Genomic DNA, 15285 nt, shown 5'->3' with positions numbered 1-15285 from the left:
CAGATAAATCCGGAGGCTTGTACCATCAACTAACTATTGGTCATTTTTCTCCTGATTACTGTAAAATGACCACTGAAGACGCAAAGACTCTCTTCTCTCTCTAGTTCTTTGCGTAACGGACACTTTCCACTTTGGGTTATCCCTGCTGAAAAGTGTCCTCTCCTGTGGTTGAAGCAGAATTTACATAGCGGTAGCTGCGCCTGTAGTTGGCTTAGGTGGCTTAACTTCAGCACCTAAAGTGTTACGATACAACCCGACTAATCGTTGTTCGTATTGCAACAAATTCTGGTAAATTTCTTTGAAAATAGCGGTGGCTACTGGATCGGTAAGCTTCGCCCACAAATTGCCAATATCGCCAATACCTGTTTGTAAGTCGCCCAAAGCGGAACGGATTTGATATATATCATCACTTCCAGTTAAGGCGGTTTTTACCTTGGCGTATTGTTCTGCGACATTTACAGCTAAGGAGGGTTTTTCGCCTAGCCTGTCGAGATAGGTTTCGATGATTTGGATATGGCGCTGTTTAGTACCGATGAGTTCTTGAAACAGCGATCGCGCTTCTGTGTTAGATTCTTTTTCGAGATATTTCTCTAATGCTTCTAGAGAATAGCGCTCACCAGCCAAAGCAGTATTTAAATTTTTAACGATATCACCTTTGGTTGAGCCACCCCAAGCATCAGCCAGTTTCCACCATTCTGCGGTTGTATCCTTCTCGCTAGGTAAAGCAGCATCCTTTCCACCGTAACCCAAACGGCTGAGAATCGCTGTGGTGAAAATCGCCAAATCTCCAGGCTCACGGGAAGTAATTAAATTACCATCTACTACTAGCGCCTCATCTTTAAAATCTGCGCCAGCATTGATAATGTCTTTGCGAATTGCTCTAAAACCCGTGATGCGCTTACCTTTGAGTAAATCGCCTTCAATTAAAAGTTGTGGCCCGTGACAAACCGCAGCCACCCATTTTCCTTGCTGTACAGCTTCTTGCACAAAGCGTACTGTATTAGGATTGCGACGCATTTTATCGGGAGCCATACCACCAGGAATAACTACGGCATCAAATTCCGATGCGATCGCTTCTGTGGTGGTAGCATCTGCTTGGATACTGACTTTGCCTTGTTTTCCCTTATACTTCTCATTCATGCGTCCGCCGAGGACTACTACCTCCATCCCTGCTTGCTTTAAGCCATTGTAAGGGACAGTAAATTCTGCATCCTCAACCCCATTTTCTATGAGAATTGCCACTTTTTTCTTAGCAGAATGATTGTTAGTGTGTGCCATCTAATTCTTCCTATGTATCTGTAAATTCAACTAGTAAAATAGTCAACCATTTTGTTAATTTGTTTTATCCTCTATGGGATATATTTTTTATGTAGAAACTTCACTACTTGAGGCGCTAGTAAAGAGTTCTTCGTAATCGTGAGAAAAATAGGCATGAAAACTAGCAAATTTTTCTGGAACAACTGCATTCTGTAGCACAGCAAAAACTGCTCTAACATGAATAGCGGCAGTTGTAGGTTCAATATTTTCTTTTTGACTAGTACGGTTAATAAATTCTTGCAGATTAAAAATTTGTCCAGGTTGTCCTTGACTTGTTTCTAAATAGTTCCTAATTTCTCCAGGTAACTGTTCTGCTAATGCTTGTACTTCCTCTGCAGGAATTCTTTCCTGAATTGTTTCTAATGTTGCCCGGGTAGCACGTTCTGCCTCTACACGAGAATCTGATAGAGCCAGGCTTTGTACGTGGGTAATAAACTCTTCGTATTGCACTTTCTACCTCCGTTTTTCCCCATTCATGCTGTTAATTAGCATTCAGGTAGTTGAGAGCAACAAGAAAATTCAAAAAAGATTAATTGAATATATTGTTAATTTTTTGAATAAAAATTAGTTATAAGTAATAAGCCACTAAGCAAATTTTTCCTTTATTAACTTATTACTCATAACTAATAACTTCAACTACACGGGGTTTGACCATGAATTCATATTTACAAGGTTATTGTTCAAATCTGGAATTATCTTCGTTCCGAGGGGATAGATTCTTTTATTTCTAAAGTTATACATCCCAAGTTAGACACAGCTTCTGTTAGTAAAAGGTTATGGTGAAGATGCACCAAATGGCTAGCATTATGGCAGAAGAAAATCATAACCAAGAAATCAACTCTGATGATTTGCCTCAGGCAATCACCGAATCTTACGGTACTGGGGTGAAAGACTTGCCAGGGTACAATATCGGTGGGCGTTCCATACAAGCAGAACGGCGTGAGTATACAGAAACCAGTCCCGAACTGACTGGTGGTGATGTTGATGCTTATTGGGAAGATGCGGATGCGGTGGGGGATGAAGCAGTTGGTGGTACTGCTCCCACTCCCGATCAAAATGTCACTGAAGATTTAGAAGCAGCAGTTGGGCTAGAAATGGACGACCGCTCTTTTCTTCGCACTAACGATATCTTAGAAGAGCGCGACGATCGCCGTTGGGAACTAGATCCGATGTCCTCTGAAGATTATCAACAACGAAAATAGCTCGCTGTTGTGTACGCCAGAATCCCAAATCTTTTGCGAGGTTTACTCCTTAGACGCGCAACTGCTTGCTGTAGGGAAGCTAATCGGCATTTAAGTTACATGATCGGGGCGGGCAAGATGCCCACCCCACAAGAGTTTGATTAAATTTAATATTCAAATTAGATGTGTTTTAGCTTATTAGGGACTTCCAACTAGAAAAATATTCTATCGCTAGGGTAGCAGAGGGAGAGAAAGAATTTGCTCAATATCTTCGCCCTTGCTGATTGAATAATTTAATTTCTGGAAGTCCTTAAAGAAATCTTCACCAAAATAAGTGATTGAGGAAATTACATAATAACTTTGGCCCAGTTGGTTCTTGATAATCAGTTGGTAAAAGAGCTTGCATTTCAGATTGCAATTTCAACAATACTTGCTCAACTTCTTGACGTTTGGGTATGGGATTTTCAGCAAAGTATAATGGTTGACCAAATCTAATAGTTAACTTTTTTCTTAAGTAAAGATTATGGGTACCAATCAGCGCTACTGGTACAATTGGCACTCCAGATTTTAGAGCATAAATCACCGTTCCTCGCTTCAAAGGAAGGTGTAAATTTCCCTCAGTTTCTCCGAGTCGTCCTTCAGGAAATAAAACTATCCCATCACCACGAGCCAAAATTTTCAGCACAATGCGATCAATTTGTCTTAGTGTTTGAATATCTGTGCCTTTAGGAACATTCTGTTCAATTTCTGTCGCTAATTCTGCTAGTTCTTTTCGTCCAGCTTTCGCCTCTGCAATTACTGCAAATTCTTCTTTCCACATCCTTTCTAAAGGGATGACACCACCAGCAAAGCCTAAAATGAAGCGTTTCCACCACTTGTTATAAAGGGTGCGAGCATCACCCAAAATATAGTAGTAAGGTGCAGTTGGAATTTCGCTGAGTAAAAGAAAGGGGTCAATATGGTGGAGATGGTTGACGGCTAAAATTGCTGGTTGTTGAGGAAATCTTTCTAAGTATTCTACCTGGACTTGAAAAAAAGTATGAATTAGCGATCGCAACACCAAACGACGCACTCCAGCGTTAACTCGCGGTTCTGGATGCTGGGAAGTCATGTCTGTTAACTGTTGCAGCGTTTCTGCAATCTGCTGGCGCACAGCAGAATCGACAGCCGCAGCTAAACCCTCTTGTACCCGGTTGACTCTTTCTGTAGTTAAGGGTGGTAAGGTAGATGACTGTATTTGATTTTCTCGGGAATTAGATTTTTCTTTTGCAAATATCTGAGAATTGTTCTCTTCTGTGTAGTTTTGAGTCACAACTTCACTACAAATATTGTAAATAATAGCCTGATTGAATTTGTAAATAAATCTTAGTTCTTGTTGTGCAATTATTAACTAATCTCTGGTTATAAAAATATTAATAAAAAATTAACCGCCGATAGAAGAAGATAAACACAGATGGACGCAGATAAATCTGTACTGTGAAACGCTATATAATTTAAAATCTAAAAATTTAAATGGTTTACCATAGCGAAGATACTTTCAAAGGTTTGGGGGAGCTGGAGCTGTATTACCAAAGCTGGTTTCCAGAAGGTCAATTACGGGGAATCTTGGTAATTGTGCATGGATTGGGAGCCCATAGTAGCAGATTTGGAAATATTATTGACCAACTGATACCTCAACAATATGCTATCTACGCTTTTGATATGCGTGGTAATGGAAGTTCCCCAGGACAGCGAGGCCATATTAATAGTTGGGCTGAGTTTCGTGAAGACTTGAGAGCTTTCATCAAGTTAATTGAGATTCAGCAGCCAGGATGCCCAATTTTTATTATGGGTCAAAGTTTAGGTGCAGTCGTTGTCTTAGACTATATTTTGCACTATCCCAATGAAGCATCTACATTAAAAGGTGCGATCGCTTTAGCACCTGCTTTAGGAGTAGGTGTGTCAAAATTTCGCCTACTTTTAGGTCAGTTACTCTCCCGCATTTGGCCGCAGTTCAGCCTCAGCACTGGCTTGGATTTGTCTTCAGCTTCCCGTGATCAAAAGATTTTAGCTGCTTACGCCCAAGATCCTCTACGTCATACTTTAGGAACTGCGCGTTTAGCTACGGAGTATTTAGCTACCGTAGATTGGATTTATACTCATGCTACTGAATGGCAATTACCGCTACTAATTCTCCACGGCGAAGCTGACAAGGTAGCTTTACCACAAGGAGGTGAGAGATTTTACGAGTTAGCTTCTGCCAAAGATAAGCTACGGATTGTATATCCCGGCGCGTATCATGAGTTACATAATGACATCAATTACAAAGAAGTAGTGGCTGATTTGCAAAATTGGCTAGACTGTCATGGGGATTAGGGAGACAAGGGGATTGGGGATTGGGGACTGGGGAATAGGAATTTTAGATTTTAGATTTTGGATTTTAGATTTAAAGCCAATCCAAAATTGCAAATCCGTCTTCTCCCAAAGGGAGAGGCTACGCCAAGAAAAGTTTGCTCAACGGGGGGAACCCCCACACGCAACTTTTGTCTTCTCTACGAGAGGCTGCGCCAACGACACGCTACGCGAACGCAAAATCCAAAATTGAATTACCCATTACCAAATGACAAATGACAAATGACAAACCCCCTTTATCAATTGTCATCTTCCAATTGACAGATTATGAGCTAACTGCCAGTCTGATTTTTTAAATGAGGCTGTGTGATTTAATAAGTTTAGCCATATAGGTATACGGGTAGTGCCTCTGTGAAGCGTGATAAAAGGGGTAAGTTTATCCAAAGTTGGGGATTAGAAGCGAAGCAGCCAGTTAACCTATCGTTGACGAAGACGGCTTGGCAACTATTACAGCAGGAGGCACATAAACGCGGCATTTCTCGTTCTGAACTTGTTGAACGCTTTGCTCGGAGTTTAGAACTTGATGCTGCGAATAATTTTGCCAAAAGTAATGACACAGTTGCAGCACTACTAAATCTCCATAATAGCGATGTCTACGACGGGCTATGCCTACGCACTGCCGATGCAATACTGAATGTAGTCCAGCTTGATAATACAGATATTTGCACTAAATATACGGAAAATGGGCAGCAAGCTGAAGATTGGTTTCGGCAAGTTCTTGATGTTATTCCTCATATAGTTTGGACTTGTAAACCCAATGGGGAATTAGAATACTTCAACCAGCAAGCCCTGGATACCTTTGGTATAAATTTGCAACAACTCCTGGCTGAGGGTTGGTATCCATTAGTTCACCCAGAGGATTTACAGCAATGTATCCATGCCTGGATGTCAACAGTGGCTACAGGTAACGATTACCAAATAGAATGTCGCTTAAAAATTGCTGACGGTTCTTATCGCTGGCATTTGACAAGGGCGATTCCTAACCGCGATCGCACAGGAAAAATTACCCGTTGGTATGGTACTTCCACTGATATTAATGACCGCAAGCAATTAGAACAAGTATTTCAGCAGCAAGCACAAGCTCAAGCTAATCAAAGCCAATGGCTGGAGGCGGTACTAAATTTGCTACCGATTCCATTGGTATTTATTGACCCAAATACCACTTGTTTTACCTTCTCCAATAAAGCTGCAAAAGCAATGGCAGGAGGTGAAATGTATAGCGATCGCCCTTCGGGAGTATACGATCAGGACTTTTACTGTACCGATGCTACAGGAAAACTTATCCCATCTGAGCAACTGCCAACATTCCGCGTCACGCTGGGCGAAACAATTCAAGGCGCAGAGTTGAATTGGCACACTCCTACTGGTGTTTACCCGTTGTTGGTTCATGCTGATACTTTACCTGCAATGTATGATCGCCCAGCAACTTGTGTGATGGTATTTCAGGATATTAGCGATCGCAAACGCATAGAACAACGAGAAAAGTTTCTAGCACAAGCATCACAAACTTTTGCCGCCGCTAGGTTAGATTTACAAACTTTGTTGGATACCATCACCCAACTGATTGGTAATTTAACTGGTGATTCCTGTGTCTTGAGTTTGTTATCTCAGGATCAACTTTGGCTAGATACGGTTTCTTATTACCATGTCAATCCCGAAGTTCGGGAATTTATCGGTGAACTACTCACTCAACGGCGTTCTATTGATGATGGCATGACTGGACTCGTCGCCCAAACAGGGGAAACGATTTTTTTGCCAGTTGCTTCACCAGAAGAAATTCGTAAATCTATTAAGCGAGAATATTTACCTTATGTCGAGCGCTACGGTGTTTATAGTTTGTTAATGATACCGTTGAAGGTGCAAGAACAAATTATTGGTACCCTGAGCATTTCGCGGGAAAGGCCTGGAGAACCTTATAGCAACGAAGACCGCAGATTATTTCAAGATATCGCAGACCGAGCAGCGATGGCGATCGCGAATGCTCGACTTTATCAACAAGTCAAGCAAACTGCTAACCGTAACGCTAGTTTACAGTTAGTTACCTCTGCCCTTTCGGAATCGCTGACACCAACTGAAGTTGCAGAAGTAATTGTAGAACAAAGCTTTGCTGTTTTAGGTGCGGCGGCGGCTTTAGTAGCAGTTGTCTGTGAGAATGGTAAGGAATTAGACATCATTCATTCTATCGGTTTTCAACTAGAGGTAGTCAAAAGTTGGCAGAGAGTTGCCATTAACGTATCATCTCCTCTATCGGATGCAGTGCGTACTGGCAAACCGATTTGGGAACAGTCGATAGAGCAGCGAGTCACGCACTATCCGCATCTGGCAGATATCTACGCTAATTATGATTATGCTGCTTGGATTTCCTTACCCCTAATGCTGGAAGGTCGAGCAGTGGGAGGAATTTCCCTTGGTTTTCAAGAATTTTCCGCACTCAATCAAGATGAGCGAGCATTTATCTTAGCTTTATCACAACAAGCTGCTGGTGCGATCGCTCGTGCCCAACTTTACGAAGCCGAAAAACGCGCTAGAGCCGCAGCAGAAGCAGCCAACCGCACAAAAGACGAATTTCTCGCTATCCTCTCTCATGAACTGCGAACACCATTGAGTCCGATTCTTGGTTGGACTAAATTACTTCGTAGTGGCAATCTTAATGCCAAAAAAACAGCCGTGGCACTAGAAACAATCGAGCGCAATGCTAAGTTACAAGTCCAGCTCATTGACGATATCCTAGATATTTCGCGAATTTTACAGGGTAAGTTCAGTTTAAATTCTGATGCTGTTGACCTGAAAGCGACTATTAGCGCGGCTATAGAAACTTTACATTTAGCAGCTGCAGCTAAAGCAATTCCCATCCACACTGATTTTGCAGCCGATGTTGGGCAAGTATTAGGCGATGCAACGCGATTGCAACAAGTTATCTGGAATTTGCTCTCGAATGCGGTGAAGTTCACACCTACAGGGGGTAGGGTAGAAATTCGTTTAGAGAAAAATGGTTCACAGGCGCAGATTCAAGTTATAGATACAGGTAGAGGTATCAACCCCGAATTCCTACCCTACGTCTTTGATTATTTCCGGCAAGCTGATAGTAGTATCACCAGAACTTTTGGGGGTTTAGGATTAGGATTGGCGATTGTCCGGCAAATTGTTGAACTGCATGGCGGAACTGTCAAAGCCGAAAGTCCAGGCATAGAACAGGGTTCTACCTTCACCGTTAATTTACCTTTATTACCGACACCAACATTAAAAACAGCAGTGGAAGAATCAATAACAGATAGCTTGAGTTTGCAGGGAATTCAGGTGTTAGCTGTAGATGACGAAGTAGATAATTTAGACTTAGTTAATTTTATTTTAGAAGAAGCAGGCGCTAACGTTATCTCCGTATCTTCTGCCACAGAAGCATTACAGCTACTCCAGCAAACTCAACCTGACATTTTGCTAGCGGATATTGGAATGCCAAAAATCGATGGCTATACATTAATCCGCGAGATTAGAGAACAAGGGGGAAAAATCCCTGCGATCGCTTTAACAGCCTACGCTGGGGATATGAACAAAAAGCAAGCTCTGCAAGCTGGTTTTCAGTTCTATCTCTCCAAACCCGTCGATCCAGACGAGTTAATTCAGGCGATCGCGCAAATTGTGCAACGATAATGTATTTTGGATTTTAGATTAATAGCAAAGTCTGAAAATACAAAGCATTTAATACCAATTTGACAAAAGAATGTAATATAAATTCAAAATTAATAAACTCAATCAAACAATAATTACCGAATTTGTATCTGTTACTGAATTTTGCATAATTGGTATAAAAAATTCGTAAGGGCACAGAAATCCTGTGCCCTTATATAATTGCTCTTACCAAGGCAATCTGCTACCATCCCAAGAGAAAAATTGCCCACTATCGTCTTGCTGAAGTTGTTCAATAACATTCATTAATTGACTAACAGTACGTTCTACTGAAAATAACTTTTCTGGTGGTACATTACCTTGAAAAGGACGTGAAAGGCGTGTATCTGTTGTCCCTGGATGTAACGTCACTACTAAAGTTTGGGGACTACTTCTGCCATACTCAATTGCAACTGTACGCATAAACATATTAAGTGCAGCTTTAGAGGCGCGATAACCATACCATCCACCCAGTTGATTATCGCCAATACTACCAACTTTGGCAGAAATACTAGCAAATACGCTGCGTTCTTTATGTTTAAATAAAGGCAATAAATGTTTGGCTAATAATACAGAGCCAATACTGTTAATTTGAAAGTAGCGCAGTAATTTGTCTGGATTGATTTGTCTTAAACTTTTCTCTGGTTGCAAAGTATCATCATGAAGTAATCCTACACAATTAACTACCAAGTGTAGCTTATTAACTTGGTTACGGATTGTTTGCGCTGCTTCTGCAATTTGCGATTCTTCAGTAATATCTACAGCTAAACAAATTAATCGCTCGGAATGTTCGGCTGCTAGATTAATTAACTCTGAGGATGACTCTAATTGACGATATGTTGCATAAATTTTGCTAATTCTTGTATCTGGCAATAGTTTTTTCACAAAACCAAAACCAATGCCTTGATTAGCCCCCACAATCAAAGCATTTACCTGATTAATTTCATCGATAAAAGACATAATTCAAATTTTAATATATACTTATTTACCAATACAAAACTTACTAAAAATCCTATCGAGAACTGATTCTGTAACTTCCTCGCCAGTAATTTCTCCTAATGCATGAATAGCATCGCGTAAGTCAATTGTCCAAAAGTCAAGGGGTAGTTGTTGAGCAATTGTCACTTGCACTTGCTCTAGAGAAATTTTGGCTTTTGTTAACGCTGCTGCTTGTCTTTGGTTAATAGCTAAATCCATATCAGCAGCTTGGACTTTTCCAGCTTTGACTATTTCTAAAATAGCCGTTTCTAAATCTTCAATGCCTTGATTTTTTGCTGCTGCTGTGAAAATTTGAGATTTTATATTTGGGATTTGGGATTGGAAATTATTTTTTACATCTGCCGCTACTAAATCGATTTTGTTAATCACCAGAATTAAGGGACGATGTTGCACCTGTTCGTAAATTTCTTGATCGCCTGCTGTCCAACCTGCAGATGCATCGATGGTTAATAGAACTAAATCAGCAGCACTAGCAGCACGGCGCGATCGCTCTACACCAATTTTTTCAACTTGGTCTTCTGTTTCCCGAATGCCTGCTGTATCAAGCACTTGCACAGGAATTCCACCCACAACTAATTGAGATTCCACAACATCGCGGGTAGTTCCAGGTAAGTCAGTGACAATAGCGCGATCGCTCCGGCTCCAAGCATTGAGCAAGCTGGATTTACCCACATTCGGCCGCCCCACAATTGCTACTTTTAAACCTGTGCGGAGTAGTTCGCCTTTATCTTTGGTTGCCAATAATTGAGAAATTTCTGCGGCGATGCCATCAATTGCTGATATGATCAATTTATCATCCAGCGGAGGTAAGTCTTCCTCAAAATCAATCCGCGCTTCAATTTCTGCCAAAATATCCAAACAGTTAGCGCGTAACTGGCGGATGGGATGAGCTAATTTACCTTGCAAACCAGCTAAAGCAGTTTGGGCAGCTTGGGGCGATCGCGCTCCCACTAAATCGGCAATACCTTCAGCTTGCGTTAAATCCAAGCGCCCATTTAAAAAGGCGCGTAGGGTAAATTCTCCCGGCTGTGCTAGCCTTGCGCCATTTTCCAAACACAGTTGCAATACTTGCTGCACCGCCATAATTCCACCGTGGCAATGAAATTCCACCACATCTTCCCGGGTGTAAGAACGGGGTGCTTGCATAACCAACAACAAAGCTTCATCCACCAGTTTTTTGCTCTGGGGATGGCGAATATAACCATAAAGAATGCGGTGACTTTCCCAAACTTGACGACCAGGAGCATGAAAAAGAATTTGGGCGATCGCGATCGCTTGGGAACCAGACACCCGCACAATGCCAACGCTACCCTGCTGCGGAACAACAGCAGTTGCGATCGCGGCAATGGTTCCAGTAGTGGCAAATACTTCCGACATCAGCGCCCTTTTTAGCAGATATATATTATGAGACTAGCAGGTAGATTTGCATAAGATGGGGAAAGGTGAAAGGGGAAAAGGTGAAAGGGTAGAATTTACGCCTTGTTTTCAAGCGTCCAGAAAATAAATTATCCAATTTCCGAGAGGAACATTTTATTTTTACCCCTGCTCCCTGCTCCCTGCCCCCTTGCCAAAAAAGCGATAGTATATTTTTTAGTTGGAAGTCCCTTTCAGGTAGATCTCGTCTCTTACTACGGGCAGAAGTTACGGGATCGAGGAATTATATACTAAATAATGGTAAGTATTTAAACCAATTAGGGAGCAATAAGCAAGGTAAGATTTATCTGAAGAGTAGAAAAAAGCTCTGACTAGAGAGGGATTCACTGTGGAGCAAAAAATTAATTGCGCGGAAGCCTGCGTTAATGGTTGTGTTTTAGGGGATAAATGCCCCAATATTGAATTTAGAGAAGCTGCGGCACAATTTATTGAAGAGACTTCTTTAGATCAAATGCTGGCGCTTGCGGAAGAACGACTGCGGCGAAAATTCATGGAACCGCCAAAATGGGTGCTTCCAGACGAAGAATAGCATTTTTGTGAGCAGATAAAAGAATGACAGGGGGGAGATTCTTAACTTTTCACATCTTTGCTACTAAGCGAGCAACTTCAGTAACACTGAACATTTAATAATTCTGCAGGTCAAGGCGCAGCATTTCAAAACTTGCGGTGAGAGATAATTAATCTATGCTCTGCTGCTACTTTTGAAATATATTTTAGGTTGCTGGTAAATTTCTTTCATCCTCATCAACTGGCTTTCTATTTACCAGAATTATCCGAAAATCAGTTAATAGAGTTTGATGTTAATAGATAATACTAGCTCTGCAGCAACCTATCAACTCATGAATCATCGATTATTGTTAATTTTCGCCACATCTGCCTTATTGATTTTAGGATTATTATCTTTAGGCAGTTATTTTGCTTGGTTGTGGCCGCTAGAATTATTTTCCCATTTTCGGGTTCATTATTTAATTTTATCATTAATATTTGCTATTATTTTAGGCGTTCTTGGGACAACACGCCATCTCAAAAGTAAAGTTATAATTTTCGCCGCATTATTACTAGTAGGTTTGAATGTCATTGAGGTGCTTCCTTGGTATTTACCTCATGCAAAAAAGTTAGCTAGTAATGCCGATAAACCAATTCGGCTAATATCCTTTAATCTGAATGTTGATAATCAGAATTATAACGAAGTTATTAATTTAGTTCAGGATAATCAACCTGATGCCGCCTTATTGATTGAAATTGACCGCAATGGATTTGAAACTTTACAGCAAGGCTTCAAAACTACTTTGCCTTATTCTTTTAGAAGTCCCGGTGGTGGTTTGGGTTTTTTTAGCCGCTTACCAATTCAAGATATTAAGGCAGATAATTTCAATGGTAAAGGCGGTCATAATATTATTGCAAATTTAGTAGTAGATAAAAAGCCAATTACTTTAATTGGCACTCATCCCTTAGTACCCATCAAACCTAATACTTTTCATAGACGTAATCTTCAACTAGCAGCACTGGCTGATTATATTCAACAAATTAATCAACCATTAATTATCATGGGAGATTTTAACCTAACACCTTGGTCTCCTTATTATCGCAGATTTATTAATAAAACTAACTTGCATAATACCCGCTTAGGTTTTGGCATTTTACCCAGCTGGCCAAGACCAGCAACTCACGTCCATTTACCAAATTGGATTATCCCACTGCTGAATATTCCTATTGACCACTGCTTAGTGAGTCAGCATTTTAGTGTAACCGAAATTAACACAGGAGCGAATGCAAATTCTGACCACGCACCATTAATTACTGACTTAGTTTTACGCTAACAAACAATTGAATATTACTCAATATTATCTGGATCAATACCTAATTCTCGCAGTTTTGCTGCCAAGCGATCGCTTCTTTGTTTTTCTCGTTCAGCTCTTTGCTGTTCTTGTTCTGCAAGTTCTTCTGGTGTTGGAACTAGTTGTCCATCAGCAGTAAAAAAGCGTAACTTTTCTTGCTCAACTCCTAAATATAATTCTAGCTGCTGACTCCACAACCAACCTTGAGCATTAGCTTCGATTGCTTGATATTTACCAGCTACTAATACAAACCCAGCAAATTCTAAATTCTGCGGATCAAACCAGAAATATTCGGGTGTGCGAAAAGTATCTTGATAAATCTGTTTCTTCAAGCCTTTATCTGTTAAAGCTGTAGAATCTGATAACAGTTCGATAATTACATTGGGATACTTGCCATCTTCTTGCCAAAGCACCCAACTTTTACGGGGTTTGCGTTCAGTTTCTCGCACCACAAAAAAATCTGGGCCGCGAAAATCTTCTGACTTGCGCTGACGTGGACTGTAGTAAATTGTAATATTGCCTGATACATAGAAGTCATTGCGATCGCGCCACAATAACTCCAGACATTGGATCAGCAATGTCATTTGTAGACGATGTAAATCAGTTTCCAAAGGTGGTTCGTTACTGTATAAATCTCCTGGAGGAAATATTACATTATCTGGGGTAGCTAAATCTTGGGCAACAGACATGGCAATCACTGTCTCAGTCCTATAAGTTTAGCGTAGCAGGGCAAATATCAAATTTTAAATATCTAAACCAACAACTGTTAATTCTGGTGGATACTCAACGGTAAATTGATAAGTTACCTCTCGTCTTTCTTGAGGTAGCAGAGTTAAATCCCATTCTAAAGTCCCCATCTCTCCCAGTTGAATTTGGGGATGACTGTGGGTGAGGCGGACTTTAATTTTTTCGTTGCGGCTAACTGGTATTTGTTCAGTAAGTATTAGATGGGTTTCTTCTTCCAGCAAGTTAGTAACTATCAGCCGATAACCATAAGTAATCCGGCGCTGGTTACTCATCAATTTTTTGTCAACTATCCGCTCAAATAAGTCACGCTCAATTTTTAAGCCTTCATCAATTCCTAAATTAATTTTGAATTCTTGTCCTGGCGCAATATTATCTAATTTGGTTGTACCCACAAACATATTGTCGCGGAAAATATTAGCTTTGCCTGGTAATAAAGTTGCGTTGTTAGCACTATTTTTGACTATGGCTTGGAGATAAGCAAAGCTAACTAACCTCGGCATGGCAACATAATGGCAACTACTCAAATAATCATCGTGAAAAATTGTAGTTTTATGGGGTGAGCCATCATTAGGAATATTACCACCACCAGTCAGTTTAAAGGTGACTACACTTCCTGTTTTCGAGACTTCCGCCTCAACAGTTTCAGCTTCTATAGATTTTTCTTGTGCAACCTCGTCCGCTTCTTCATCCATTTCCCGCGCCATACCAGCTAACTCTGATTGAGCCGCCATCATTGGCATTTGGGTGACTTTGCGCCGCATAAAGTCTGTTGTATAGCTGGGAGTACTTATATACCAAGGTTGCAGTTTTGGGGGAATAGTACCTAAGCCTGGTTTAGCTGTAGAAAGGGTTAGACCCACATCAAGCCACTCTTCCCCTGTACTTTGGGTAACTTCAGCTAAGTAAGTGAGATGAACAACATTGCTGGTACTGCTAAAGCGCAAGTCGTAAAGCGGAGTCCAACTAGCGCGATGAACTACGTAAGATAGCTCTAACTCAAAGTCGCCCGCACCAGCTACTTCCACTGGCACAATTATGCTCAAGCTTTCTTTGGGGTGTGGCGTTTGGATTTTTTGTAATGAAGCGTGCAGTACTTGTAACTGCTTGTCGAGTTCTTCCTGTTGGGTTTTGCACTCTCCAGAGGCGATCGCATATTCGCTATACTGGCTGCCAATAAAGTTGAGAAAATCTAGAGTTTCGCTGAGGCTGAGGTTTTTCCGTGACAAACTCTGCGAAAAGGGTTCTTCTGTCTTTTCCCGTAAGCCAACAATAAAACTAGATTGCAATGCTAAAGCATCGATTTGAGCCTGCAAGTGACGTTTTTCTGCCTCCAACTGCTCAATCTGTCTGGTTAATTGCGCCACCCGTTCGGTAATCGGTTCTGTAGTGTAGATGCGATCGCAACTCACCCCTAACAAGCGCACCCCTACCGTCCCTTTACCACCAACCCTCACAGAATCAGTTTCTAGCGTTACCGGCAGTGAGGTAACGACTAATTCTTGTTCTTCTCCTGTGAGAGAAACCATACCCCGTCTTGTAACTAGGGCTTGATCGCTGTAAACTGTCACAGCTACAATCTGGCTTGCTACTATCTTGCGTAAAGAAGGCATTTCTGGGTTAACCACTGCCAGTTTTCCCCCATTTTGAATGATTCTGCTGCTTAATTGTTAATGGTTCAAGGTTCTACCGTCAAGTCATTAACAAATTTGGTGTTT

General features: G+C 41.1%; 12 protein-coding genes. 5 read left to right on the top strand and 7 right to left on the bottom strand.

Annotated elements, in window-relative coordinates; all coding sequences use genetic code 11:
* Positions 1-180: 180 nt before the first annotated feature.
* Together AACU25_RS04280 and AACU25_RS04275 are read right to left on the bottom strand one after the other, a co-directional pair.
* A complete protein-coding gene (locus AACU25_RS04280) occupies positions 181-1278 on the bottom strand; it encodes a DJ-1/PfpI/YhbO family deglycase/protease (RefSeq protein WP_096574060.1) in 1098 nt (365 codons plus the stop codon).
* Between the two features lie 87 nt (positions 1279-1365).
* Positions 1366-1767 carry a DUF2267 domain-containing protein gene (locus AACU25_RS04275; RefSeq protein WP_096574059.1) on the bottom strand — a complete coding sequence of 134 codons (402 nt, stop codon included), beginning with the start codon at positions 1765-1767 and terminating at the stop codon, positions 1366-1368.
* A gap of 344 nt (positions 1768-2111) precedes the next feature.
* On the opposite strand from AACU25_RS04275, the gene AACU25_RS04270 reads away from it, so the two are divergent.
* Entirely contained in the window at positions 2112-2519 is a 408-nt protein-coding gene (locus AACU25_RS04270) for a DUF6335 family protein (protein WP_422641097.1), read from the top strand.
* A gap of 301 nt (positions 2520-2820) precedes the next feature.
* On the opposite strand, the gene AACU25_RS04265 is transcribed toward AACU25_RS04270, so the two are convergent.
* Positions 2821-3810, bottom strand: coding sequence for a lysophospholipid acyltransferase family protein (locus tag AACU25_RS04265; RefSeq protein WP_422641096.1), 990 nt, complete (start codon positions 3808-3810; stop codon positions 2821-2823).
* A 200-nt stretch (positions 3811-4010) separates the two neighbouring features.
* Between AACU25_RS04265 and AACU25_RS04260 the strand changes: the two genes are divergently transcribed.
* Both AACU25_RS04260 and AACU25_RS04255 read left to right on the top strand, forming a co-directional pair.
* Positions 4011-4853 (top strand): alpha/beta hydrolase, encoded by an 843-nt coding sequence (locus tag AACU25_RS04260; protein WP_096574058.1) that lies wholly within the window; start codon positions 4011-4013, stop codon positions 4851-4853.
* Positions 4854-5240: 387 nt separating this feature from the next.
* Positions 5241-8537 carry an ATP-binding protein gene (locus AACU25_RS04255; RefSeq protein ID WP_096574056.1) on the top strand — a complete coding sequence of 1099 codons (3297 nt, stop codon included), beginning with the start codon at positions 5241-5243 and terminating at the stop codon, positions 8535-8537.
* A gap of 204 nt (positions 8538-8741) precedes the next feature.
* On the opposite strand, the gene AACU25_RS04250 is transcribed toward AACU25_RS04255, so the two are convergent.
* Together AACU25_RS04250 and mnmE are read right to left on the bottom strand one after the other, a co-directional pair.
* Positions 8742-9512 carry an SDR family NAD(P)-dependent oxidoreductase gene (locus AACU25_RS04250; protein ID WP_096574055.1) on the bottom strand — a complete coding sequence of 257 codons (771 nt, stop codon included), beginning with the start codon at positions 9510-9512 and terminating at the stop codon, positions 8742-8744.
* A 21-nt stretch (positions 9513-9533) separates the two neighbouring features.
* Positions 9534-10928, bottom strand: coding sequence for a tRNA uridine-5-carboxymethylaminomethyl(34) synthesis GTPase MnmE (gene mnmE / locus AACU25_RS04245; protein WP_096574054.1), 1395 nt, complete (start codon positions 10926-10928; stop codon positions 9534-9536).
* A gap of 385 nt (positions 10929-11313) precedes the next feature.
* On the opposite strand from mnmE, the gene AACU25_RS04240 reads away from it, so the two are divergent.
* Together AACU25_RS04240 and AACU25_RS04235 are read left to right on the top strand one after the other, a co-directional pair.
* Positions 11314-11514, top strand: coding sequence for a hypothetical protein (locus tag AACU25_RS04240; protein WP_045871869.1), 201 nt, complete (start codon positions 11314-11316; stop codon positions 11512-11514).
* A 310-nt stretch (positions 11515-11824) separates the two neighbouring features.
* The gene (locus AACU25_RS04235) at positions 11825-12805 is read left to right on the top strand and encodes an endonuclease/exonuclease/phosphatase family protein (RefSeq protein WP_096583471.1); all 981 of its coding nucleotides are present in this window, start codon (positions 11825-11827) and stop codon (positions 12803-12805) included.
* 14 nt (positions 12806-12819) lie between these two features.
* Here AACU25_RS04235 and AACU25_RS04230 read toward each other — a convergent pair whose 3' ends face one another.
* Together AACU25_RS04230 and AACU25_RS04225 are read right to left on the bottom strand one after the other, a co-directional pair.
* A complete protein-coding gene (locus AACU25_RS04230; RefSeq protein ID WP_096574053.1) occupies positions 12820-13512 on the bottom strand; it encodes a Uma2 family endonuclease in 693 nt (230 codons plus the stop codon).
* A gap of 54 nt (positions 13513-13566) precedes the next feature.
* Positions 13567-15195, bottom strand: coding sequence for a mucoidy inhibitor MuiA family protein (locus AACU25_RS04225; protein ID WP_096574052.1), 1629 nt, complete (start codon positions 15193-15195; stop codon positions 13567-13569).
* Positions 15196-15285 lie beyond the last annotated feature (90 nt).

Origin of the sequence: Tolypothrix tenuis PCC 7101, from assembly GCF_963874875.1 — a bacterium.
Taxonomy (GTDB): domain Bacteria; phylum Cyanobacteriota; class Cyanobacteriia; order Cyanobacteriales; family Nostocaceae; genus Aulosira; species Aulosira tenue.
Note: the sequence above shows the minus strand (reverse complement) of the source record. Positions and strands in the feature narration are given on the sequence as shown.